Annotated in this window: 21 protein-coding genes; 17 read left to right on the forward strand and 4 right to left on the reverse strand. The window is 37.2% G+C overall.

What is annotated here, in order from left to right; genetic code table 11:
• Window positions 1-232: 232 nt before the first annotated feature.
• From NFR82_RS04900 to NFR82_RS04950, 11 genes are all read left to right on the forward strand, one after another.
• Window positions 233-1,006, forward strand: coding sequence for a tyrosine-protein phosphatase (locus NFR82_RS04900; RefSeq protein ID WP_251717174.1), 774 nt, complete (start codon window positions 233-235; stop codon window positions 1,004-1,006).
• A 4-nt stretch (window positions 1,007-1,010) separates the two neighbouring features.
• Complete coding sequence (locus tag NFR82_RS04905; RefSeq protein WP_251717175.1) at window positions 1,011-1,961, forward strand: LacI family DNA-binding transcriptional regulator; 951 nt, start codon at window positions 1,011-1,013, stop codon at window positions 1,959-1,961.
• A 114-nt stretch (window positions 1,962-2,075) separates the two neighbouring features.
• On the forward strand, window positions 2,076-3,734 hold the full coding sequence (locus NFR82_RS04910) for an alpha-glucosidase (protein ID WP_251717176.1): 1,659 nt from the start codon (window positions 2,076-2,078) through the stop codon (window positions 3,732-3,734).
• Between the two features lie 10 nt (window positions 3,735-3,744).
• Window positions 3,745-5,472 (forward strand): glycoside hydrolase family 13 protein, encoded by a 1,728-nt coding sequence (locus NFR82_RS04915; protein WP_251717177.1) that lies wholly within the window; start codon window positions 3,745-3,747, stop codon window positions 5,470-5,472.
• A gap of 160 nt (window positions 5,473-5,632) precedes the next feature.
• The gene (locus NFR82_RS04920) at window positions 5,633-7,894 is read left to right on the forward strand and encodes a glycoside hydrolase family 65 protein (protein ID WP_251717178.1); all 2,262 of its coding nucleotides are present in this window, start codon (window positions 5,633-5,635) and stop codon (window positions 7,892-7,894) included.
• Entirely contained in the window at window positions 7,887-8,549 is a 663-nt protein-coding gene (gene pgmB, locus NFR82_RS04925) for a beta-phosphoglucomutase (protein WP_251717179.1), read from the forward strand. Before NFR82_RS04920 ends, pgmB begins: the two co-directional genes overlap by 8 nt.
• A gap of 19 nt (window positions 8,550-8,568) precedes the next feature.
• The gene (locus NFR82_RS04930; RefSeq protein WP_251717180.1) at window positions 8,569-9,675 is read left to right on the forward strand and encodes an ABC transporter ATP-binding protein; all 1,107 of its coding nucleotides are present in this window, start codon (window positions 8,569-8,571) and stop codon (window positions 9,673-9,675) included.
• A 92-nt stretch (window positions 9,676-9,767) separates the two neighbouring features.
• The gene (locus NFR82_RS04935) at window positions 9,768-10,982 is read left to right on the forward strand and encodes an extracellular solute-binding protein (RefSeq protein ID WP_251717181.1); all 1,215 of its coding nucleotides are present in this window, start codon (window positions 9,768-9,770) and stop codon (window positions 10,980-10,982) included.
• Between the two features lie 71 nt (window positions 10,983-11,053).
• Complete coding sequence (locus tag NFR82_RS04940) at window positions 11,054-12,412, forward strand: carbohydrate ABC transporter permease (protein WP_251717182.1); 1,359 nt, start codon at window positions 11,054-11,056, stop codon at window positions 12,410-12,412.
• Window positions 12,413-12,415: 3 nt separating this feature from the next.
• The gene (locus NFR82_RS04945; RefSeq protein ID WP_251717183.1) at window positions 12,416-13,273 is read left to right on the forward strand and encodes a sugar ABC transporter permease; all 858 of its coding nucleotides are present in this window, start codon (window positions 12,416-12,418) and stop codon (window positions 13,271-13,273) included.
• A 134-nt stretch (window positions 13,274-13,407) separates the two neighbouring features.
• On the forward strand, window positions 13,408-13,920 hold the full coding sequence (locus NFR82_RS04950) for an O-acetyl-ADP-ribose deacetylase (protein WP_251717184.1): 513 nt from the start codon (window positions 13,408-13,410) through the stop codon (window positions 13,918-13,920).
• Between the two features lie 43 nt (window positions 13,921-13,963).
• Here NFR82_RS04950 and NFR82_RS04955 read toward each other — a convergent pair whose 3' ends face one another.
• Window positions 13,964-15,211, reverse strand: a complete 1,248-nt coding sequence (locus NFR82_RS04955) for an MFS transporter (protein WP_251717185.1) — start codon at window positions 15,209-15,211, stop codon at window positions 13,964-13,966.
• 132 nt (window positions 15,212-15,343) lie between these two features.
• On the opposite strand from NFR82_RS04955, the gene NFR82_RS04960 reads away from it, so the two are divergent.
• Window positions 15,344-16,327, forward strand: a complete 984-nt coding sequence (locus tag NFR82_RS04960) for a cytochrome C5 (protein WP_251717186.1) — start codon at window positions 15,344-15,346, stop codon at window positions 16,325-16,327.
• Between the two features lie 79 nt (window positions 16,328-16,406).
• Here NFR82_RS04960 and NFR82_RS04965 read toward each other — a convergent pair whose 3' ends face one another.
• The gene (locus NFR82_RS04965; RefSeq protein ID WP_251717187.1) at window positions 16,407-16,766 is read right to left on the reverse strand and encodes an aggregation-promoting factor C-terminal-like domain-containing protein; all 360 of its coding nucleotides are present in this window, start codon (window positions 16,764-16,766) and stop codon (window positions 16,407-16,409) included.
• A 200-nt stretch (window positions 16,767-16,966) separates the two neighbouring features.
• Here NFR82_RS04965 and NFR82_RS04970 point away from each other — a divergent pair, with 200 nt between their 5' ends.
• The 4 genes from NFR82_RS04970 to NFR82_RS04985 all read left to right on the forward strand — a co-directional run bounded on the left by NFR82_RS04970 (window position 16,967) and on the right by NFR82_RS04985 (window position 22,945).
• Window positions 16,967-19,498, forward strand: coding sequence for a M1 family metallopeptidase (locus tag NFR82_RS04970; RefSeq protein WP_251717188.1), 2,532 nt, complete (start codon window positions 16,967-16,969; stop codon window positions 19,496-19,498).
• A 181-nt stretch (window positions 19,499-19,679) separates the two neighbouring features.
• Complete coding sequence (locus NFR82_RS04975) at window positions 19,680-21,164, forward strand: peptide MFS transporter (RefSeq protein ID WP_251717189.1); 1,485 nt, start codon at window positions 19,680-19,682, stop codon at window positions 21,162-21,164.
• A gap of 118 nt (window positions 21,165-21,282) precedes the next feature.
• Window positions 21,283-22,590: a Y-family DNA polymerase gene (locus tag NFR82_RS04980; RefSeq protein ID WP_251717190.1), complete on the forward strand. Its 1,308-nt coding sequence runs from the start codon at window positions 21,283-21,285 to the stop codon at window positions 22,588-22,590.
• Complete coding sequence (locus NFR82_RS04985) at window positions 22,583-22,945, forward strand: hypothetical protein (protein WP_251717191.1); 363 nt, start codon at window positions 22,583-22,585, stop codon at window positions 22,943-22,945. The genes NFR82_RS04980 and NFR82_RS04985 overlap by 8 nt, the downstream gene beginning before the upstream one ends.
• A gap of 72 nt (window positions 22,946-23,017) precedes the next feature.
• Here the strand turns inward: NFR82_RS04985 and NFR82_RS04990 are convergent, their stop codons facing one another.
• A complete protein-coding gene (locus NFR82_RS04990) occupies window positions 23,018-24,214 on the reverse strand; it encodes a L,D-transpeptidase family protein (protein WP_251717192.1) in 1,197 nt (398 codons plus the stop codon).
• Window positions 24,215-24,359: 145 nt separating this feature from the next.
• Here NFR82_RS04990 and NFR82_RS04995 point away from each other — a divergent pair, with 145 nt between their 5' ends.
• A complete protein-coding gene (locus tag NFR82_RS04995) occupies window positions 24,360-25,151 on the forward strand; it encodes a DUF4931 domain-containing protein (protein ID WP_251717193.1) in 792 nt (263 codons plus the stop codon).
• Window positions 25,152-25,180: 29 nt separating this feature from the next.
• Here NFR82_RS04995 and NFR82_RS05000 read toward each other — a convergent pair whose 3' ends face one another.
• Window positions 25,181-25,831: a hypothetical protein gene (locus tag NFR82_RS05000; protein WP_251717194.1), complete on the reverse strand. Its 651-nt coding sequence runs from the start codon at window positions 25,829-25,831 to the stop codon at window positions 25,181-25,183.
• Window positions 25,832-25,850 lie beyond the last annotated feature (19 nt).

Raw genomic sequence — 25,850 nt, forward strand, 5'->3', positions numbered from 1 at the left:
AAGCAAAGAAAAATCAGCTCGCATAATAGCGAACTGATTAAGCTAATTAATTTATATATTTTAACTGTCTACTTGACTAGGTACGGATCATCTAACTTTTGGGTCTCAGTTCAAATTCGACACTTTTATTTTTAATTTTATAGCTTTTTTATTTCTAATTTGCAAAAATATAACCGGATAATTTATAATGCTATAATTAATATGGTAGCGATTACATAAGGAGGCGAAAATATTGACGCATGATCGAATTGTTTCACTTGATGGACCAAGAAATTTCCGTGATTTAGGCGGATATGAAAATAGTCAGGGTCAGAAGGTTAAATGGAATAAAATTTATCGATCCGATTCATTAAGTTCTCTGTCATATAAAGATAAGATTGACTTAGTGAAGAGAAGGGTAGCAATAGATTGCGACTTACGATCAAGATATGAAAAAAATTCTTCTCCAGATGATTTATGGTCTGGGGTAAAGTATGTTGATGTTCCACTTTATTCAGATGATTCAAGTGAAGATAAGAGCGCAAGCAAGATTTACCGCTTCATGCACCATCTTCCTGATTTAAAAGGAAATTTCATTGGTCAAATATACCAACGGACTTTGCTTAATAGTCATAGCCAGCAAGAATTTGCGGAAATCTTTGACCAACTACTTAACATGCCTGAAGATGAGGCTTTAGTCTTTCACTGTAGTGCTGGAAAGGACCGAACAGGAATGACTGCAGCCTTAATCTTAATGGCTTTGGGTGTAGATGATGACACAATTGCTCGAGACTACTTATTAACTAATAAACTTTATGATTTTGCAGCTTCAAGAAATTTACCAAGTAATGATGAGATTTCTGCAATGATTGCCAAAATGAATATTACTAAAGGCGAAGGGACAGCGGTTTATGGAATTACTGAAACTATTCGCCAAGGCTGGGGGAGCTTTGATTCATTTTTTACGAAAGAACTTGGATTTAGTCAAAATGATTTAAATAAATTCCGTAAGATGTATTTGGGGTAAAAAGATGGTTACTTTATCAGATGTAGCAAAAGAAGCAAATGTATCAAAAATGACAGTTTCGAGGGTAATTAACCACCCTGAACAAGTAACTGATGAATTGCGAGCACTTGTAGAGCAGGCAATGGAGACTTTAGAATACCATCCCAATTCTATTGCTCAGGCATTAGTCAATAATCGTACTAATGTGGTCAAATTTGTCATACTTGAAGATATTGATATAACAGAACCTTATTATGTAAATTTGCTTTTTGGTTTTGCACAAGGATTAGCGAAGAAGCAGTATGCTTTGCAACTGATTACTGATCCTGAGGAGATTAAAAAAGGGCAATCTGATGGTTATTTGATTACAGGTGCAAGAAATAGCGACTATGATTGGCTAGATAAGTTAGAGAAGCCTTTTGTACTCTTTGGAGAAAATCACCGTGGTTATGACTTTATTGATACTGATAATCAGGCCGGAGAGAAGATTGCGACCGAATATGCTTTATCACGTTTATACAAGCGCATAATTTTCATTGGTTTAGATGTAAAAGAGCCATTTGAATATTCACGAGAAGCTGGATATATCAATACTTTGCAGAAGAATCAAATGATTCCGCAAATCTATCGTATTGGCAATCATAGCCATGAAGCACAGGAATTGATCAAAAAGCACTTTAAAGAATTTAAGAAGGATACTTGTTTCATCTGTGCTAGTGACAGAATAGCGATTGGAGTTATTAGACAGTTGCAAACTGAAGATGCTAGAATTCCAGATGACTTCGGCGTAATTGGTTTTGATGGTGTATTTTTGGATCAAGTTTCTAATCCAAAACTTACAACCGTTAAGCAATCTATTTTTAAGATGGGTGATTTGTTAGCTGATATGCTTTTACAGAAAATTGCCCAGTCTGGATCACCTCAAGGCGAGGTCTTAATCACGCCAGAGTTGATTAGACGAAAAACAACTAGATAAAAAGACAAAAACAACTTGAAAAAACTCAAGTTGTTTTTTGATACCGATAACAATTATATTTCTCTTGTAAACGGTTTCTTTAATCAGCTAGACTGTCAATGGAGGAAATTAATTATGGCACATTGGTACGATCACGCAATTATATATCAAATTTATCCTAAGTCTTTTCAAGATACCAATAATGATGGTATTGGGGACCTTAATGGAATTAGGCAAAGAATTCCGTATTTACAAAAGTTAGGAATCAATGCTATCTGGCTTAATCCAGTCTTTGTCTCACCACAGGTGGATAATGGCTACGATGTTTCTAACTATTTCGCTATCGATCCAGCAATGGGGACCATGGAAGATATGAACAGCTTAATTGAAGACTGTCATAAAGCTGGTATTCATGTAATTATGGATTTTGTTTTAAACCATACTTCGAATCAGCATCCTTGGTTTCAAGATGCTATTAGCGATCCTAATAGTATTTACCGTGATTACTATATCTTCGCTGGTAAAGATGGCAAGCGTCCTAATAATTGGGGGAGTTTCTTCGGTGGCAGTGTCTGGGAAGAAGATCCTGCTGGAACGGGTGAATTTTATTTCCACTTATTTGATAAGAAAATGCCTGACCTTAATTGGAAGAACCCAGAAGTTAGACACTCAATGCTTGAAATAGCAGAATATTGGCTTGAAAAGGGAATTGACGGTTTACGTCTAGATGCCTTTATTCACATTGCTAAGGCCGATTTAAGACAGAACTTTCCAACTGAAGATGGCAATGGCGATCCAGTTGTCGCAGAACCATTCTTTGCTAATTTGCCGCAAGTACAAACTTGGCTCAGACCATTTTGTGAACAAATCAAGCAAGATTATCCTGAAACCTTACTCTTGGGAGAGGCGGCCAGTGCTAATGTTAACTTAGCTGTTGATTATACCGAAAGGCGTAATCACTTGATGGATAGTGTGGTAACTTTTCGTTACTTCACAGAGGATAACAGTCAAGTTGATAAACACTATTCTGATGTTTACCAACCTAAGACTCTTGATATGACTGCGTTTAAGCAAAATCAAACCGTCTGGCAACAAACTCTAGCTGGTATTTCATATCCAACTCTTTACTGGAGTAATCATGATATGGCTCGCTTGAGAACTCGAGTGGCCAAAAATGATATTCAAGCTCGCAGTTTAGCAATGTTAATGTACTTACAACGCGGGATTCCGATTATTTATTATGGGGAAGAGTTAGGGATGCAAAATTTGCAGTTTGATAATGAGTCACAATTTAGTGATCAAACTGTGGAAGCCTTTATTGCATCAGCTAAGAAAGCTGGTTTGTCAAAAGAAGAGGCTATCAAGATGGCAAGCCTTGTTCATAAAATGCCAGCACGTGGTCCAATGCCATGGAATCACGATAAGAACTATGGCTTTAGTGAAGCCGATAGCTGGATTAAGGGACAAAAAGTTGATAATTGTGTAGTTGATGATCAAATTGACGATGAAAGATCTAGTTTTAATTTTTATAAGAGAATGCTTGAACTTAAGCAAGAAGATCTTTTCCAAGATGGAGACTACTACTTACTTTCTACAGATAAGAATTCATATGTTTACCAACGAGACCTAGGAGAAAAGAGTGCGATTGTTGCTTCATCTTTAAGTGATAAGGAAACAGCAGTTGTTATTCCTAAAGGTTACGAAGTAGAAAAATTATCTGCAGGAGATTATCAATTAAATGATGGAAAATTGACATTAATGCCATATTCTGGCGTTGTTTTGATGAAAAAATAAGGAGAAGTATATGCAATTAGCTGCTTTACGCCATAGAAGTGAAAGTGAAGACTGTTTCGTAATTGATAGCGATCATGTTAGAGTTCGTTTTCATACTGCCAAGGATGATGTAGATAAGATTATTGTTCACTACGTTGATAACTACACTCCAACTACAGAAACAAAAGAAGTCGAAATGACAAAAATTAGTAGCGGTGAAGTATCTGATCACTGGGTTGCTACTTTGGAAGTACCATATCACCGAATCAAGTATACTTTTGAAGTAATTGGAAAAGATGGCGACCACAAGATCGTTGGCGATCGTGGAATTTATGACTTTAATAAAACCAATCTTAAAGCTGATGGAAGCTACTTCCGCTTACCATACTTCCATGAAATTGACATGGATATAACTCCCGATTGGGTAAAGCAAACTGTTTGGTACCAAATTTTCCCAGAACGCTTTGCTAATGGAGACAAGAGTAACGATCCAAAGGGAACTAAGCCATGGAATCCAGAAGATCATCCAAGTAGAACTGACTTTTATGGTGGAGACCTTCAAGGTGTACTTGATCACTTAGATGACTTGAAGAAGTTAGGCGTAAATGGTCTTTACTTCTGTCCGGTCTTTACCGCTAGTTCAAACCACAAGTATGATACTGTTGATTACTTTGATATCGATCCAGCCTTTGGTACTAAAGACTTATTCGCAAAAGTGGTCAATGAGGCTCACAAGCGCGGTATGAAAGTTATGCTTGATGCGGTCTTTAACCATATTGGTGAAAATTCAATGCAATGGCAAGATGTGGTGGAAAATGGCCCTAAGTCACGCTTTGCAGACTGGTTCCACATCAACTCATTCCCAGTTAAGCCATTCCGTGATCCATTGAAGGGTGAAGGTGAACCACCTTATGAAACTTTTGCTTTTGAACCTGCAATGCCTAAATTAAACACCGCTAATCCAGAAGTTCAAGAATACTTATTGGAAATTGCTACTTACTGGGTAAAGTACTTTGATATTGATGCTTGGCGACTTGATGTTGCTAACGAAGTTGATCACCATTTCTGGAAGAGATTCCACAAGGCTCTAGTTGCACTTAAGCCAAACTTCTATATTGTTGGTGAAATTTGGCACTCAGCTAGACCTTGGCTTAACGGTGATGAATTCTCAGGTGTCATGAATTATCCATTTACTTTGCAAGTTGAAGATCATTTCTTTAATGATAAGATGACTGCTAAAGAATTAGTTGAACATTTGAATGATCAATTGATGCTTTATAGGGATGCAACCAATCAAGCAATGCTTAACACGCTTGATAGTCATGATACTGCCAGAATTTTAACTGTTGCGGGCGGCAACCAAGACTTAGCTATACAAGCAATGACCTTTATCTTTATGCAAACTGGTAGTCCATGTATTTACTATGGTACAGAAATGGGAATGGCCGGTGGCAATGATCCTGATTGCCGTAAGCCGATGGACTGGAGTAAGATGGAAGGTCCTGTATGGCAAAGAGTTCATGAATTAGTTAAATTCCGCCTAGATCACGCAGCAACTTTAGGTAAAGGTGATACTTTGTTATCTGTAACAGAAAATGGCTTAATTAAGGTCGAAAGAAACGGTCAAGAAAGGCTAGTTGCTTACTTTAACACAGCAGATAGGGATCTTGAAATCAATGTTCCCCCTCTTCTAAGTCAAAAGTATCAAGCTGGAAAATTAGCCCAAAATGGCTTTGTAATCGCAATGAATAAGGATTAGAGTTATTTAATTAAAAAGCAGACAGATGTAAAAATCTGTCTGCTTTATTTATTGTTACATCCTGATACCGGTAACAGCTAATTTGCTATTGTAAAGCGCTTTCAAACAATGGATAATGAAAGCGTAAACAAAAGAGCATCTGATGGAGAGAAAAAGTATTATGAAAAGAATTTTTGAAATCAACCCTTGGAAGGTTGTGACTCATAAATTTAATAAGGAAGATAAGAGATTGCAAGAAAGTATGACAGCAATCGGAAACGACTATATGGGTATGAGAGGTAACTTTGAAGAAGGCTACTCAGCCGATAGCTTACAAGGTACTTATCTTGCAGGTGTCTGGTTCCCAGACAAGACCCGTGTTGGTTGGTGGAAGAATGGTTATCCTAAATATTTCGGTAAGAGTCTTAATGCTCCAAACTTTATCGGCTTAGGAATTACTGTTAATGGTGAAAAAGTTGACTTAGCTAAGGTTAAGTTCAGTGACTTCGAACTTTCACTTGATATGCACCAAGGACTTCTTTCAAGAAGCTTTGTATATGAAGGCAAAGATGTAAAAGTTAAGTTCGAATTTAGACGTTTCCTTCATATTGTTCAAAAAGAAGCGGCTTTGATTGAAGTTAAGGCAACTGTTTTGGAAGGTCACGCTAAGATTGACTTTGATTCAACTTTAGATGGAACTGTTGTTAACGAAGACAGTAACTATGAAGAGCACTTCTGGGATGCACTTGGTGAAGATGCGAAGGAAAAGACAATCCAAGTTAAGACTAAGCCAAATCCTTATGAAGTTCCTCAATTTGCAGTTCTTTTGAAGGAAAGCCTTCGCCATGATGGTCAAGTAATTGACAGGGAAGTTTCTACTAAGGAAGCTCAGTTAAGCGAAAAGCTTTCTATGGAACTTGATCAAGGTCAATCATATGAACTTGAAAAGGACGTTATCGTTGTAACTAGCCGTGATGTTGATGAAAAGGACCAGTTAGCTGTTGCTAACGAATTAATGAACAAGCTTCAAGCTAAGAGTTTTGATGAAAACTTAGCTGATCATGAAGCGGTCTGGGCTAAGCGCTGGGAAACTTCAGATGTTGAAATTTCTGGTGATGAAGCAGCACAACAAGGTATTCGTTTTAATATCTTACAACTCTTCATGACTTACTACGGTGAAGATAAACGCTTGAACGTAGGTCCTAAAGGATTCACCGGAGAAAAGTACGGTGGTGCTACTTACTGGGATACAGAAGCTTATATTGTTCCAATGTATTTAGCTGTTACTAAGCCTGAAGTTACTCGTGCACTTCTTCAATATCGTCATGACCAACTTCCAGGTGCCTATCACAATGCTAAGCAACAAGGACTTCCAGGTGCATTGTTCCCAATGGTAACTTTCAACGGTATTGAATGTCACAACGAATGGGAAATTACTTTTGAAGAAATCCACAGAAACGCAGATATTCCTTTTGCTATCTCAATGTACACTAAATACACCGGTGACGATAGTTACGTTAAGAATGAAGGTATGGATGTCTTAGTTGGTACTGCAAGATTCTGGGCAGCACGTGTTCACTTCTCTAAGTGGCGTAACAAGTATGTGATGCATGGTGTAACTGGTCCTAACGAATACGAAAACAACGTAAACAACAACTGGTTCACAAGCACCATGGCAAGATGGCTTCTCAAGTATACTTTGGAACGTTTACCACTTGCTACTAAGGAAGCTCAAGAACGTGTCAAAGTTACTGATGAAGAAAAGGCTAAGTGGCAAGATATTGCTGATAACATCTACTTAGGTGAAGATAAGGACTTAGGTATTTTCTTACAACAAGATGACTTCTTAGATAAGGATATTCGTCCAGTATCTGAAATTGAAGATCAACGCCCAATTAACCAACACTGGTCATGGGACAAGATCTTAAGATCACCATTCATTAAGCAAGCAGATGTTCTTCAAGGTATTTATTTCTTAAATGATCAATACACTATGGAACAAAAGGAAAAGAACTTCGACTTTTACGAACCATTAACAGTTCACGAAAGCTCACTTTCTCCATGTATCCACTCAATCTTAGCTGCTGAACTTGGTAAGCAAGACAAAGCAGTTGAATTGTATGAAAGAACTGCTCGTCTTGATCTTGATAACTACAACAACGATACAGTTGATGGTTTGCACATCACTTCAATGAGTGGTTCATGGCTTGCAATCGTTCAAGGTTTCGCAGGCATGCGATACAACAATGACGAATTAAGCTTCAAGCCATTCTTACCAAAGAAATGGTCACACTACAGTTTCAAGATCAATTATCGTGGTCGTCTCCTTTTAGTAGAAATGAGTGACAAGGCAAAGATCACTTTAATTAGTGGTGAACCACTTGATATCAAGCTTTACGATAAGCAAGTTCACTTAGAAGAAGGGGAATCTGCAAATGCTTAAAGGTTTAATTTTTGACTTAGATGGCGTCTTAACTGATTCAGCCCGTTATCATTTAAGTGCTTGGAACAACTTGGCCCAAGAATTAGGAATCACTTTAACTGATGATCAACTTGATGCCCTTCGTGGTATTTCAAGAATGGATTCATTAAACATGATTTTGAAATTCGGTGGTCAAGAAAACAAGTACACCGAAGCTGAAAAAGAAAAATTTGCGGCCGAAAAGAACGAAAAGTTCGTTGAGCAAGTTGAAACTATGACACCAAAGGATATCTTGCCAGGTATCCCAGAACTTCTTAAGGATGCTAAGGCGCAAAAGTTGAAGATGGTCATTGCTTCTGCATCAAAGAATGCTCCAAAGATTTTGACTAGATTAGGAATTATGGATGAATTCGATGGAATCGTTGATCCGGCAACTCTTTCAAAGGGTAAACCTGATCCAGAAATCTACATCAAGGCTCAAGAACTTGCAGAACTTAAGGCTGATGAAGTAATTAGCTTTGAAGATGCAAAAGCCGGGGTGGAAGCAATCAAGGCTGCAGGTCAATTTGCAGTTGGTATTGGTAATAAAGATCTTCTTAGTGAAGCAGATTACATTGTGCCAACTACTGCGGATTTGAAGTTGAGTAAAATTGAAGAAGTTTTTAATAGTAAGTAAAAGAAAGTAGGGGGAGAGTATGGTTGAAGTAGATTTAAACCATATTTACAAAAAATATGAAGGCAATGATTACTATTCTGTAAATGACTTTGATTTACATATCAAAGATAAGGAATTCATCGTCTTCGTTGGTCCATCAGGTTGTGGTAAGTCAACTACTTTAAGAATGGTTGCTGGACTTGAAGATATTAGTGAAGGTACTTTGGAAATTGATCACAAAGTTATGAACGATGTTGCTCCAAAGGACAGACACATTGCGATGGTATTCCAGAACTACGCATTGTACCCACACATGACTATTTATGACAACATGGCCTTCAGCTTGAAGCTTCGTAAATATGACAAGGCCGAAATTGATAAACGTGTTCAGCACGCAGCGGATATCTTGGGCCTTAAGCAATACTTAGATAAGAAGCCTGGAGAACTTTCTGGTGGTCAACGTCAGCGTGTTGCTTTAGGACGTGCGATTGTTCGTGATGCACCTATCTTCCTCATGGACGAACCTCTTTCCAACCTTGATGCTAAGCTTCGTGTATCAATGCGTGCAGAAATTGCTAAGCTTCACCAAAACCTTGGAACAACTACTATTTACGTAACTCATGACCAGACTGAAGCCATGACTTTAGCCGATCGAGTAGTAGTTATGTCAGTAGGTAAGGTTGAACAAATTGGTACACCACTTGAGGTTTACAACCACCCAGTTAACCAATTTGTTGCTGGATTTATTGGTTCACCTCAAATGAATTTCTTCAACGTTCACTACAAGGATCAAAGAATTACCGATGGTAGAGGACTTGATATTGAAATTCCTGAAGGTAAGGCTAAGATGCTTGAACAAAAAGGTTACGCTGATAAGGATGTTGTCTTTGGTATTCGTCCAGAAGATATTCACTCAGAAGAGGCCTTCCTTGAAACCTGGCCAAATGCCGTAGTTGAATCAGAAGTTGTAGTTTCAGAACTTTTAGGTTCAACTATCCAACTTTACCAAAAAGTTGATGGTACTGAATTTGTTGCCATTGTTAACTCTCGTGATTACCACGAACCTGGTGACAAAGTAAAAATGGGCTTTGATGTTAACAAGGCACACTTCTTTGATAAGGACACTACTAAGACCATTGTTGATTAGTCTTAATAATTATTAAGCTTACAAATTGCAGACTGAACTGCTTAGTAAGGAAATATATATTGTTTTTATAAATTTTTAGGAGGAATAAAGTCATGAAATTATGGAAGAAATTGGCTTTAGGTAGTACTGCTGTTTTAGCTGCTATGTCACTTGCAGCTTGTTCAAATGGTTCAAATAATAGTTCATCAAGTAGTAAGAAGGCCAACTTGACCCTTTGGGTAGATACTGAACAAGTACCTTACTACAAACAAATCGCAAACGACTTCATGAAAGAAAATAAGAATGTCAAGGTTCGTGTCGTTCAAAGTCCAAATGGTTCAGCTAACGCTAAGACTGATGTTGGTAAGGACCCATCAAAGGCTGCAGATGTATTTGAAGTACCTAACGACCAATTAGGCCAAATGGCTGAAGCAGGCTACATTAACCCACTTTCACCAGATGCAACTAAGGACATCAAGGCAAACTACGTAAGCGAAGCTTCAAGGGGTGTAACTTGGAAGGGTAAGATTTACGCATATCCTTACGCACAACAGGCCCAAACACTTTACTACAACAAGTCAAAGCTTTCAGCTAACGATGTTAAGGATTGGAAGACTTTAACCTCTAAGGGTGTAGTTGCTACTGACTTTACTAACGCATACGTAATGTGGCCAGTAATGTTCTCAGCAGGTACTAAGTTGTTTGGTGATAATGGTCAAGAACTTAAAGGTTCAACCTTCAACTCACAAGATGGTGTTAACGGATTGAAGTGGTACGCTGAACAAAAGGACAATAAGGGCGTAATGCAAACTTCAAACGCATTGAATCAATTAAAGAAAGGCAACGCACAAGCAATCTTAGATGGTCCTTGGAACGCTGCTAATATCAAGAAGATTTTGGGTAAGGACTTCGCAGTTGCTAAGTATCCAAAGATTAATGTTGGTGGTAAGAGCGTACAAATGGAAGCATTCCTTGGTATCGAAGGCTTCGCAGTTAACTCACACACCAGTAACGCTAAGGCTGCTTCAGATTTAGCTGCATACATCACTAACAAGAAGGCGCAATTAATCGCCCACGAGGAAGCTGGTCAAATTCCTGTATTGAAGGCTGCTGTTAACTCAAGCGCAGTTAAGAACGATCCAGTTGCTGAAGCTGTAATTGAAATGGCTAAGCCAGGTAACTCAGTACTTCAACCAATGCTTCCACAAATGGCTGCATTCTGGAACGGTTCAGCTCCACTTATCAGTGGTACTTACGACGGTAAGATTAAGCCATCACAATACAAGGCACAACTTGCTAAACTTGAAAAGAGTATTGAAAAGAAATAATTAACTTTTAAAAGCATAAGCAAAGGTTGGCAGAATATCTCCAACCTTTTCGCTTGAGAAGGGGAGAAGTTATGTTTAAAAAGAAAAAGCATGTAGCTCCTAAAGCAACGTATGGAGAAGTTTGGTCAAAGGGTAATATTGCTACTAAATTATCATTCTTTATAATGGGTAGTAACGCTTTGGCTAATAAGCAATGGGTTAAAGGTCTATCACTTTTACTCTCAGAAGTTATCTTCTTCGTTTGGGTTTTCTTAAGTGGTATTTCAGCTTTAAGCATGTTATCCGACTTAGGTCCAGATAAAACCAAGAAAGTTGTTTATGATGCTGCACAAGGAGTATATGTCACTAAACAACCGTCAAACTCTGTTTTGATTCTATTATTTGGAGTTTTAGCAATAATTTTATGTATTGCAATGATCTACCTCTACATTGTTAATTTACGTTCAACAAGACATAATTACATCTTGAAGCGTGACGGTGAACATATTCCTACCAATCTTGAAGAAATTAAGAGTTTGTTTGATACGCGTTTGCACTCAACTTTAATGGTTATTCCATTAATCGGTATCTTATTCTTTACCGTTTTGCCAACCGTATTTATGATTTCAATGGCGTTCACTAACTATGATCGTCAACACCCAATTGCCTTTTCTTGGACTGGATTCCAAGCATTTGGTAATGTTCTTAGCGGTGATTTAGCCGGTACGTTCTTCCCAGTATTGGGTTGGACCTTGATTTGGGCAGTTTTAGCAACTGCAACTACATTCTTCTTCGGTGTTTTACTTGCCTTATTGATCGAATCAAAAGGTATTAAGCACAAGAGTTTCTGGAGAACTGTATTTGTTCTTGTATGGGCTGTTCCACAATTTGTCTCATTATTGATGATGGCACAATTCTTGGACTATCAAGGTGCTTTAAACAATATTTTGATGAACTTACACATTATCGGTTCACCAATTCACTTTATTGATAATCAAGCTTCTCCATTAGTTGCTAGAATTACGGTTATTCTTGTTAACATGTGGATTGGTATTCCGGTATCAATGTTGGTATCTACTGCGATTATTCAAAACCTACCAACTGACCAAATCGAAGCTGCAAAAATTGATGGTGCTAATGCCGTCCAAATCTTTAGATTCATTACTTTCCCTCAGATCTTATTCGTAATGGCTCCATCATTAATTCAACAATTTATTGGTAACATCAACAACTTCAATGTTATCTTCTTGCTGACGGGTGGTGCACCAATGAATAGTAAATATAACGGTGCCGGATCGACCGACTTGTTGGTAACTTGGCTATATAACTTAACATTTGGTCAAGAGCAACGTTACAACGCTTCAGCTGTATTGGGTATTTTAATTTTCATCATCAGTGCGACTGTTTCACTTATTACATACAGACGTACGAATGCTTTCAAGGAGGGCTAAAAAATGAAGTCTTATTCACAACAAAGACGGCTCTCACTAATTTTTCGGTATATCCTTTTAACTATCTTAGCTATTTTATGGATTTTACCAATTGTTTGGATCGTCTTAGCTAGTTTTTCATATAACGATACTGGATTTGTTTCGACTTTCTGGCCAGACAAATTCACACTTCAAAATTACATTGGGATTTTTACAAATCCACAATATCCATTTGTTAATTGGATCATCAATACATTGATTATTTCAATCGCTTCAATGGTTGTTTCTACTTTTTTAACAATCTCAGTTGCATATGTATTATCAAGACTTCGCTTTGCCTTTAGAAAGCCATTCTTGCAAATTGCCTTGGTTTTAGGAATGTTCCCAGGGTTCATGTCAATGATTGCTTTGTACTACATCTTAAAGGGTCTTAACATGTTGAACTTATTCGGTTTGTTCCTTGTTTATGTTGGTGGTGCAGGACTTGGATTCTACGTTGCTAAGGGATTCTTCGATACAATTCCTAGAGCAATTGACGAAGCCGCAGAAATTGACGGTGCTACTAAATGGCAAGTATTCGTACACATCGGTTTGCCACTTTCTAAGCCAATGATCGTTTATACCGCTTTAACAGCATTCATCGCACCATGGACAGATTTCATCTTCTCAGGTATTATCCTATCAACCTCAGGAAATGCTAAGGATTACACAATTGCTTATGGACTTTATAATATGGTTCACACGGCAAAGGGTAATGCGACTGCTTACTTTGCACAATTTGTTGCAGGGTGTGTTATCATTGCTATTCCTATTACAATCTTGTTCATCTTCATGCAGAAGTTTTATGTTAACGGAATTACTGCTGGTGCTGATAAAGGTTAACGAAAAATTTGCTTATGCTAAAAATGCTTTACTCATTTGAGTAAGGCATTTTTTGTTACAGAAGTTAATAAAATGATATAGTTATTCAATAAGAAAGAGGATTGAAAAATTTTTTCTATCAATGGAGCTATAAGATGTCAGAAATAAAAATTATTCAAGGTGATATCACAACAATGAAGGCTGATGCAATCGTCAATGCCGCAAATAAAAGCTTGCTTGGCGGTGGAGGAGTAGATGGTGCAATCCATGCTGCAGCTGGTTCACAATTATTGGAAGAATGTAAAACTTTGCATGGTTGTGATACTGGTGAGGCCAAGATTACAAGAGGCTATAATTTACCAGCCAAGTATGTCATTCACACAGTTGGTCCAATCTATCGTTTTCATACACCCGATGAAGATGCCAAGTTGCTAGCGGCTTGCTACCGTAATAGTTTGAATCTAGCTAAAGCGCATAATTTGCATAGCATTATCTTTTCATCAATTTCAACTGGAGTGTATGGTTATCCAGCTAAAGATGCGGCTAAGGTTGCTTTTGAAACCGTTAGAACATGGTTAGATGAAAATTCAGCTTATGAGATGAATGTAACGATGTGCGCCTTTGAGCAGGGCATGTATCAGATTTTTCAAGATGAATTAGATAAATAAAAAAAGCTTTGCTCCTATTATATTGATAGAAGCCGAAGCCTTTTTATTTGCGCCTATATGAAATTCCCCAAGCAAAGATAATTACAAGAATGAAATTGATGAATAAGGTAAAACCAGTAATCCAAAATACTGCAGCATAACTTGATAGACCCGAGATCGTCGATCCCATCAAAGCTCCTAAAACTGAACCAACTGCTTGGAAGGATTGATTATAAGAAAAGATTCGACCAAAACTTTCAGCTGGCGTGTTCAATGTCAGGACTGTCTGTGCTGCTGGAAGCATTGCTGCACTGGCAATTCCAAGGAAAAATCTCAATACTGCAAGAACCCAAGGATTGTGGGTTAGTGCCATTGGAATGAATAGAATAAATCCGACAACTAAGCCAATTCGTAAAACTCTTAACGGTCCAACTTCATCCATTTTATGTCCGATCTTGGAAGCCGCAATTAATGTCCCGAGTCCAGGTGTTGCTGCAACTACACCAGCTACAAAGGCAACATTGTCACTATTCGGCATCATCGACTTTACATATAAGGAAACAATTGGATCGATTGACATTGAAGATGATTGAACAAGCATTGTGGTTATAAACATCAAGATAATTAACTTAACACTTGGAAGACCAGCCATAATTTCTTTCATTGGCTTCATCTTTTCGCGTGAAATTGGTGTGAAGTTTTCATGAACTAAGAAAGTAGTTGCGAAGAAAACTAGTAACATCAAAAATCCTGTAATAAAGAACGGAATTCGATATCCCCAGGCTCCGCCAAATATGTTACCAAAGAAACTAGAAAGTGCCCCGCCAAGAAGTGGTCCAACCAAGTTACCAGCAGTTCCGGCAGTCATCATTTGACTCATAACCCAGCCGCTGCGCCTATGCGGTGTCTCGCCAGCCATCAAAGCTGTCGCATTGTTGATATATCCAGAAAAAGATCCTTGAATAAATCTCATCACAATAATATAGATCGCATTTGGCGCAAATCCTGTTAAAGTAATTGTCAGTGCCATAACGCCGGAAGCACGCATACACATGAGCTTTCGACCCTTGCGGTCAGCTAAATTGCCCCAATATGGTGAAACAATTGCCTGAGCAATAAAGGTCATTGCAAATGCTAATCCAGAGTAGAGATTAATTTGTAATTTACTGTAGTTCCCTAAGTCAGCAATGAAAAGGGCGATAAATGGCATGGTCATTGAATAGCCCATTCCGGTGATAAAACAGCCTAACCACAAAGTATAGAAGGCTTTATGCCAACCTGCAGGAAATTTTTCGTTTTCTTGTTCTTTCAAAAAGTCATCTCTTTCATATCAAATACAATAGTTCTATTTTAGCACATACAAAATTAATAAAATTCAATAAAATGACAAGTTATCGCAGCGCTTCTGTGGTAGGATAATGAAACAGAGAGGAGTGCCATTGCTATGTCACATATGTCACGTAGAGAATACCGCATGAAGAAAGAACATGGAGATCATAATGCGGCAGTAGCTAAATCAAATTATGCTCGCAAGCGGTCAGATGACCAGAGAAATTTTCAACAAGCGAGAAAGAAGGCCGAAGTTAAACGTCAAGTCGATTTCTCTAAAGTAAATTCTCGTCACAACTATACCCATACGAAATTAAACTTTTGGAATATGTTTGCTGATCGGCCATATGTTTCAGTGGCAATTATCGTTGTGGCGATTTTTCTTATCATGACCAAACTCTGGTGGGGACTACTAATCTTAGCAATCTTAGTTGCGATTGGGATTTTTGTCATTGCTCGCAGTCATCATCCAGATCAGGTTTTAAGTCTTGAGTTTAAGATGAAGGCTTCTAGGAAGTTAAGTATGCTTAGAGCTTTAGAACTCGGTGGATCAGTTGTCATGTTTTTATCTACTAATATGAAGCAAGTAGTAACGGTAAACTTTGCTAATGCAGGTTCAACTGATAGTTTGCAAGTTATCAATAACATGCTAGCAAGCTACGGTGGTAGCTATGGTCAACAAGGTTCTTACTTATTAAATTTACTGAATTCTGTTACAGGTAACCAGCTCTGGAGTACTTATCGCTATGCAACTAATAGTGCACAAATGATGAGTTCACCATCCGGTAGGTGGATTGTAATGTGGTCACTACTTTTAATAATTGCACCAGCCATCTGTGTGTTAGCACAATTTTTCAAGGAACCATATTCACGTAATGTGACTTTAATAACTTCCTTTATTACAATGGTAAGTTTTATTTTTACTCCTGTATTAATGAAGCGTTGGGTTATTGCTTATGGTGCAGAAAATCAAATTGGACCACAAGCAGCAGCTAATGCGATTTCAGTAGGTGGGATGGCCTACGTTGCGATTGCTTGTGCCATTGGTGTGAATATTATTGCGCTCTATCGTTTCATTAAAAAAGATAATTTTGAATAAAAGCAAAAAAATAAAGGCTAGGATAATTGATCCTAACCTTTATTTTTTTAGTTCTGGGAATAAGATTGTTTCTTTGATTTTAGTACCAGTGGTGAGTTAACCAGAAGTTCTTTGCATTAACCCATGAACCGTAACGACCGTAAACGTAGTTATCGGCAACTCTTTCTTGGTTCTTAGGTGATAAGTCACCATGAAGGTATGCAATGTTTAATTGGTACTTACCGTAGCAAACACCGTTTCTAGCAGTGTAGCTACCACCAGATTCTCTCATAGCAATGTATTTCTTAGCTGCTTTTTCACGCTTTGAAAGCTTTCTTGCAGCTTGAACAGTTTGATTGTTTGAATTATTTGAAACAAAAGTTTGAACAGTAGCAACTGCCATAAACGCGATTGTAAATGCTGCTAAAAATTTAACTAAATTTGATTTGATTTTTTTCATATTAATTTATTTCATTCCCTAAAAAATTTAAATGTTTCTTAATTACTTACAGCCTATATACTACAAGTTAAATGTGACAAGAATGTTACAAAAGGGACACGCAAGTCTTACAATCTGAATAAAAACGGCTTTTTAATGTAATATAAAGACTTTTTTGATAGAATTTAGTTAAAATTTGTTCTATATAGGAGGTATTTTTTATGGCAGTAAAACGTTTTTACGAAACTTTACACCCAGAACATTATGATTTGTTTATTGATGTTAATCGGGCAGATAAAACAATTAGTGGTACTTCAACTATTACTGGTGAAGCCCAAGAAGATGTTGTTTTAGTTAGTCAAAAGTTTATGAAGGTCTCATCAGTTAAGGCCGATGGTAAAGATGTACCGTTTGAAGTTAGTGACGAAGATGAAGCAATTAAGATTAATTTAGGAAAAACTGGAAAAGTTACCATTGCGATTGACTACACTGCACCGTTAACCGACACAATGATGGGTATTTATCCTTCTTATTACGAACTTAATGGCGAAAAGAAGCAACTTGTTGGTACACAATTTGAAACCACTTTTGCTCGTCAAGCATTCCCATGTGTTGATGAACCAGAAGCTAAAGCTACCTTTACTTTGGCACTTAAATGGGATGAACAACCAGGCGAAATGGCTTTGAGTAATATGCCAGAAATAGAAGTAAAAGATGGTGTTCACCACTTTGAAGAAACAGTTCGCATGTCTAGTTACTTAGTTGCCTTTGCTTTCGGTGATTTACAAGCTAAATACACTGAAACTAAGGATGGCGTAAAGATCGGTGTCTTCTCAACTAAGGCCCATAAGCCTAAAGAATTAGACTTCGCTCTTGATATTGCTAAGCGCTCAATCGAATTTTACGAAGAATATTACCAAACTAAGTATCCACTTCCACACTCATGGCAATTGGCTCTTCCAGATTTCTCAGCTGGTGCTATGGAAAACTGGGGTCTTGTAACTTACCGTGAAGCATATCTTTTACTTGATCCAGATAACACAAGTCTTGAAATGAAGAAACTTGTTGCAACAGTTATTGCCCACGAACTTGCTCACCAATGGTTCGGTGACTTGGTAACTATGAAATGGTGGGACAACTTATGGCTTAACGAAAGTTTCGCTAACATGATGGAATATGTTGCCATTGATGCAATTGAACCAGATTGGCATATTTGGGAAATGTTCCAAACCAGTGAAGTTCCTCAAGCATTGACTCGTGATGCTACAGATGGTGTCCAACCAATTCAAATGAAGATTAATGACCCAGCAGATATTGATTCAGCCTTTGATGGTGCGATCGTTTACGCTAAGGGATCAAGAATGCTTGTCATGGTTCGTGCATTACTTGGTGATGATGCACTTCGTAAGGGTCTTAAGTACTACTTTGACCATCACAAATTTGGTAATTCAACTGGTGATGACCTATGGAATGCTTTATCAACTGCTACTGATCTTGATATTGCTAAAATCATGCACTCATGGCTTAACCAACCAGGTTACCCAGTAGTTGATGCCAAGATCAATGAAGCTGGTCACTTGATTTTAAGTCAAAAGCAATTCTTCATCGGTGAAGGTAAAGATGTAGGTAGAACTTGGCAAATTCCTTTGAACGCTAACTTCGATGCACCTGAAATTATGTCTGAAAAAGAACTTGATTTGGGTGACTACAAGGCTTTACGTGAAAAGGCCGGTAAGGCTCTTCGTTTGAATGTTGGTAACAGTTCACACTTTATCGTTAAATATGATGATACCTTGCTTAACGATATTTTAGCTGAAAGTCAAAATTTAGATGCGATTGCTAAGACTCAACTCCTTCAAGATCTTCGTCTTCTTGCAGAAGGTAAGCAAGTTTCATACGCAAAGATTGTGCCACTTTTAATCGAATTCGCTGATGACAAGTCAGGTTTAGTAAACACAGCTCTTTATGTAACTGCTCGTAAGCTTCGTCAATTCGTTGATCCAGATTCTGAAGCCGAAAAGAACTTGAAGAAACTCTTCGATCAATTATCTAAGGACCAAGTAGCTCGTCTTGGATGGATGCCAAAGGCTTCTGATAGTGAAAACGATGTTCAAATTCGTCCAGATGTTTTGGCAGCAAGTATTTATGCAGATAACGCTGATTCAATTGCTGCAGCTCACAAGATCTTTGAAGAAAATGTTGATAACTTAGAGGGCTTAAATGCAGATATTCGTTCTATCGTTTTAGCAAACGAAGTGAAGAATTTTGGTAATGATGAATTGATTGATAACTTAATCAAGGAATACACTCAAACTGCTAATCCATCATTCAAGGTAGACCTTCGCAGCGCTATTACTTCCACTAAGGATGCTAAGGAAATTAAGAAGCTCGTTTCATACTTTGAAAATGCAGATATTATTAAGCCACAAGATCTTCGTGGCTGGTTTGCTGGTCTTCTTTCAAACCATAATGGTGAACAAGCAGCCTGGGACTGGATCCGTGAAGATTGGGATTGGCTTGATAAGACCGTTGGTGGTGATATGGAATTCGCTACCTTTGTCTTGGTAATTTCAAGAGTCTTCAGAACTCAAGCAAGACTTGATGAATTCAAGGCCTTTTTCGAACCTAAACTCAATGTTCAACTTTTGAACCGTGAAATTAAGATGGATATTAAGGTAATTGAAACAAGAGTAGAACTTGTTAAGGAAGAAGCAGCAGATGTTAATAAGGCAGTTGCTTCAGCCTTAAATTAAACTTAATTTCTTAAGTGATAATAAGAAAGAATAAACTAAAAAAGATAGTTTGCTTCAAAACTATCTTTTTTTATGCATAAAAGTATCTACATATATTAAAACTTGACTAATTTATTAAGAAAATTTAAAATTAAGTGTTCGACTCACGCAAAATAAACCTATTAGGGGGGATTTATTAATAATGAGTACAAAGAATTTAGATACGGCCTTCTTCGGTCAACCAAGAGGCTTATCGACTTTATTCTTCACTGAAATGTGGGAAAGATTTAGTTATTACGGCATGAGGGCCATTCTGCTCTTTTACATGTACTATGCTGTAACAGCCGGTGGTTTAGGCATGAATCAAGTGACCGCAGCGTCAATCATGTCAATTTATGGATCACTAGTATATCTTTCCGTTGTTATTGGTGGTTGGCTATCAGATAGAGTATGGGGACCAAGAAGAACAGTCTTTATCGGTGGTGTGTTCATCATGCTTGGACATATTGTGCTTGCACTACCAATGGGAGTTGGAGCTTTGTATGTTTCAATTGCTTTAATTGTTATTGGTACTGGTCTTCTTAAGCCTAACGTATCTGACATGGTTGGTGATTTGTATTCACCAGAAGATCGCAGACGTGATGCTGGATTCAGTATGTTCGTTTTCGGTATCAATTTAGGTTCTGCCATTGCACCAATTCTTGTTCCTTGGGTTAGTGACATCTTTGGTCACGGCGGCCATATGAACTTCCACGCAGGTTTCTCACTTGCCGCAATTGGTATGTTCTTTGGTTTGGTTCAATATTACTTCGATGGCAAGAAATACTTATCTGATAAGGGTCTTGTTCCAAATGATCCAATTCCTGCCGATGAATTAAAAAAGATTATTATTAAGGTAGTTTGGGGAATTGTTGCCTTAGCAGTTATTTTAATTGTGATGGGATTAACTGGTGTATTAAATATTGATAATGTCATTACTTTGATCACTATCTTTGCTATTGCAATTCCAATTTACTACTTCGTGATGATGCTTAGAAGTCCAAAGGTTACTAAGATTGAACGTTCCCGAGTTTGGGCTTATATTCCACTCTTTATTGCGGCCGCAATTTTTTGGGGAATTGAAGAATCTGGTTCAGTTGTTTTAGCCTTGTTTGCACAAGAACGTACTGTGTTACATATTGGTGCATGGCACTTCCAAGCAGCTAACTTCCAGACTTTGAATCCAGTGTTCATTATGATCTTAACGCCATTCTTTGTATGGCTTTGGGAAAACTGGAAGAACCAACCAAGTGCACCAAGTAAGTTTGCTGCTGGTTTGGTCTTTGCAGGTTTATCCTACGTTTGGATGGCTATTCCTGGTTGGCTATTTGGTACTAGCGGTAGAGTTAGTCCATTCTGGCTTGTAGGTTCATGGTTCATTGTTGAAATTGCGGAAATGCTTATTTCACCAATTGGTTTATCAGTAACTACTAAGCTTGCTCCAAAGGCATTTAAGTCACAAATGATGAGTATGTGGTTCTTGGCCGATGCGGTAGGTCAAGCTGTTAACTCACAAATTGTTAAATACTACTCAAGTGCAACTGAAGTACCATACTTCTTAGCAGTTGGTATTGTCAGTGTGATTTTCGGTGTAGTAATGTTCTTCTTTAGTAAGAAAATTCATGCTTTAATGGCCGGTGTAAATTAAAATAAAAATTTTAAAATAGTGCTTCAAAAAGGAGCACTATTTTTTTATCCCAAAATCTTGAAATTATAAACACTTGTTCGCTATAATTAAAACAAACAAACGTTTAGGTGGGATAAAAATGTATGACTATCGGTATGAGCCACATAATGTGATTTTTATGATTGATAACAAATCTTTCTTTGCAAGTTGTGAAGCGATTCGCCTTGGAAAAAATCCAATGGAAGTCTGTTTAGCAGTTGTTTCTCATCAACCAGGAGCCAATTACGATAGTGGGTTGATTATGGCTGCTTCTCCTTTGGCTAAGAAAAAGTATGGCTTATCAAATGTTATGCGAGTAAGAGATCTTCCTTCAAGAGAAGAAGCGCCAGATCTGATTCTTACCCCACCACATATGAATTTATATATTAAGCGAAGCATTGAAGTAATGGGAATCTTTCAAAAGTATGCGGCCGATGAAGATGTCCATATGTATTCGATCGATGAAGGGATGATTGATATGACTAAGTCATGGAAATTATTCGGTAGCGATCCTTATTATGTTGCAAGAAAGATACAGAAGGAGATTCACGATAAGCTAGGTTTATATACAACTTGTGGAATTGGAGAAAATCCACTGCTTGCTAAACTTGCAATGGATATTGAAGCTAAACATCGCAGTTCAATGATTGCTTATTGGCATTATCTTGACGTTCCCGATACAGTTTGGAAAATTAAGGAACTAGAGGATGCGTGGGGAATTAATAAGAGAACTGCTAGAAGGTTGAGAAAGTTAAAAATTAATACCATGTATGATTTAGCTCATACTAGTCCCAAGATATTAAGAGATGAATTTGGTGTGATTGGCGAACAACTTTTTGCTGAAAGCTGGGGTGTCGATCGTAGTATTATTAGTCAACGCTATCATCCGAAATCCAAAAGTTATGGGAATGCACAAGTATTACCACGAAATTATTATAATCAACGCGAAATTGAAATCGTTATTCGAGAAATTGGTGAACAGGTTGCTGCGAGAATTAGATTTCGAGGTTTGCAGGCCGGACAAGTTAGTTTGTCAATTGGATATGCTTTAGATGAAGGAAAGCGCAAAGGTTTTAGTGCTCAAAAGAAGATCACACCAACTAATATTAGCCATGATATAGTTAAGATTTTACTCAATCTTTTTCGAAATAATTGGGAAAAAGAAGCGGTTAGAACTATTTCAGTTAGTTTGAGCAGGCTTGGTGAAGATAAAAGTATGCAGTTGTCGATGCTAGAACCAGTAGAATTGCAGCTTAAAAGGCACAAATTAGATAGTGTTATCGATGATATTCGTAAAAAATATGGTTTTACTAGCTTAGTTAAAGCATCAAGTTTGGCAAAAGGGGCAACGGCCATTCAACGAAGTAAGTTAGTTGGCGGACATAATGGAGGAAATAGCTATGAGTAAGGATTTTGATCGAGAAGTGACGGAATTTTTCAAAAATTATCAAGACCGTGGAATGGTTAAATGGATGGGTTTTTACTTAAGTGACCATGTGGCCAAGATTAACCAGAGAAACCGTGAGCGGGTAAAATATAATCCAAAAAAGTCAGAAATGACTCAAGACGAAATCGGGCAGATTTTGTTTGAAGCCTTTAGTCAGCATAAGCAAGTCAGCGTGCAACTGAATACTTTAAGTGATGAAACCGATTATCTTGATGATATCGTTGGCTTTGTCAATGGTTATCACGATGATCAATTAATTGTGATTTCAGATCAGATAATTGATCTGGAAGAAATAAATCATGTGAAAATCTTGTAAAGAAAAATGCCTAGGAAAATTTTCCTAGACATTTTTGTTAAACCAGTTATAAGTGTATTTATATTTTTTACTCTAGTTATAAACGATTACTGCTTCATCCTTGATTACATTGCTCCAAACGCTGTGAACTTCGCTTGGACGAATGTTTACACATCCGTGTGAGCCACCTTTGAGGTAGGCAGTTTTACTCCAATCGCTTCTCCAACTTGCATCGTGGAAACCACAGCCTGAAAGGGTAAATGGCATCCAGTATTGAACCTTAGATGCATAGCTTGAACCATCATCATTGGTTCCGCGCAAAGTACTTGGTGATTCTTTATATTGAATGTACCAAACACCAATAGGAGTTCTATTGCCCTTACCACCGTTATAAGTGCCAGTTACAACATCGTTTAGGTGGACCACAGTTTTACCATTTCTTACCACCCACATTGCTTGCTTCTTAATTGAAACTACAACATAGTTTTTGCCAATACCATTGTTACTCTTGTCATAGCCATGAGCGTAAGTACTGTAACCTAAACCGTAAATGTAGTCTTTACCATCAATTTCCTTAGTACCATCCATGAAGGCTTTCTCAATTGCAGCTTGAGCCTTTTTTACATTAACGCCCCAACCGTAACTTTCGTTCTTGACTGTAATTGTTTTACCGTCTGGAACTTTGAACTTATAGCTCTTGTGAAGCGTAGAAACTTCTTTGTCGATTTGGTCTAACTTTTTAGTTAATTTATCAACATTTTCAAATTTGTACTTACCGTCTTGATAACTAGCTTCATCAATTAAGTCATCAGCTTTAAGTTTGTAGTTTTTGCCGTCAAGTTTGTAATTTACAACAGCCGAATTTATTTTCTTAAGTCTATTTTGTGCGGTATCTAATTCTTTCCAACTATAGTTATAGGATTTATTATTTGGTGTATCAGTATGTTGCTTATTAAAGTAATCCTTAACTTCATTTGTAGTAATAGTTTGGATTTGTGGATTTCGCTTCAAAATAACCTTATCATTAACTAAGTTAACGGTATTGTTGGCTTTTTCATTAATCTTCTCAGTTGCCTTATTAACGGTAAGGTTACCAACTTTCACTCCGTAGATTGTTACATTCGGATTGAAGTGGCTAGTTGCAAATTTTCTGGCTTTTGCTTCACTAGCTACGCGATTATTGTGGATCACAATTCCAAATATGACACCTAGGACAATGATAATTCCAGCGATGATTAAATAGATGTTGTTTCGATTAGTTCTTTTTCTTAAATTTTTTCTCGATTCCATTTTGTCAGTCCAATTTTATTTTACGAATAAATGTTTGCATAAAAGTTTATCATCATTACTTATTTAAGTAAAGCAGATATTTTTTTACATGTAAGCTAATAATTCCATTATAATGCATTATATTGAGATTAAAGGGGGAATTTTTGTGTTAAATGATCCAATTATCTTTCAGATGAATATTGCTAAAGATAAACCACAGTCCTATCGAAAGGACAAGCCGAAGAAAGGTTGTCCTTTTTGTGATGTGGAGAATTTAACTGATATTTATAAACGTGATGGAGATATAATTTGGCTTCATAATAAATTCCCAACATTAGTGGATACAGTTCAGACTGTTTTGATCGAATCGAATGATCATCATGGTGATATTGCTAGCTATAGTAAGGAGCATAATCGCGAAGTGATGAAGTTCGCTCTAGATTGTTTTGAAGAGATGCGGCAAGATAGCAGGTATCAATCAGTTGTTTGGTATAAAAATTTCGGTCCGAATTCTGGTGGTTCTTTAATTCATCCTCATATGCAAATTGTTGGCTTTGAAAAAGAAAATGCCTACAAATATACCCATAAGAATAACTTTGAAGGGATTAAGGTATTTGAGGATGGGGATGTTGAAGTTAACATTGCAACCCATCCCATGCAGGGTTATACCGAGCTAAATATCAATACTTTAAAAAGACAAAATTTGAATTTATGGGCAGATTGGATTCAAAGCGGCGTTAAATATATGCTAAATATTATGTATGATGGTCGTTGCGATTCTTACAATCTTTTCTTCTATCCACGTGAAGATGGTGGAATTTGTGCTAAATTAATTACCCGTTTCAATGCGCCACCATATTTTGTTGGTTATAAATTATCCCAAGTTAATGATGATGAAACCTTAAAAATGGAAGCTAGCAGATTCAGAAAGTTTTATGATAATGGCTCAAAGATATAAAAAAGAGGGGCAGTTTGCTCCTCTTTTTCTTAAAACTTAGTTTCAGCGATATCATCTTCAGGACGATGAGCTTGAATTCGAAGGACATTCCATTCAAATTCTTCAATTGGCTTAGATAATTTAATTTTCAATTCATTATCTTTAAAATTAAATTCTAAAGTTTCACGATGTTCAATCCATTCTACACGGTTAGGTTCCTGGCTTAAACCTGAAACTATAATTTGTGCTGGAATTTGTTCCTTAATAAAGACATACTTTTGGTATGCCGCATGACGATTTTCTAAAACAAAAGCTGTTTCATCATCAACCGTTAAATCGGATTTAGTTCCCTCGTTTAAAGCATGACCAAACATGTGCATCCAATTATTAATTGCATCCAAAAGCTTAGCAGACGCTTCATCAATTTGACCATCTTCATTAACATTTACATTAATGATAGTTGCTTGATTATTTTTACGGTTAGAAACAATGGTATCAATGACATTATCTGCAGTTAAATCTTGACCGTCACTAGTATCAATTAACTTAATAGTATATTTTTCACTAGCCGTCTTAAAAAGGTCGTTGGCATTAATTGCACGAATGCCAATATTGCGAGCGGTTCTAACTAATTGATCTGGATCAATGTTATTTGGATCAGCTAGTTTAAAATTTAAAATAATTGCGAAATCGGGATTCATAACAACACTCCTCTATATA

The sequence above is a fragment of the Lactobacillus agrestimuris genome (assembly GCF_943193025.1).
Taxonomy (GTDB): Bacteria; Bacillota; Bacilli; order Lactobacillales; family Lactobacillaceae; genus Lactobacillus; species Lactobacillus agrestimuris.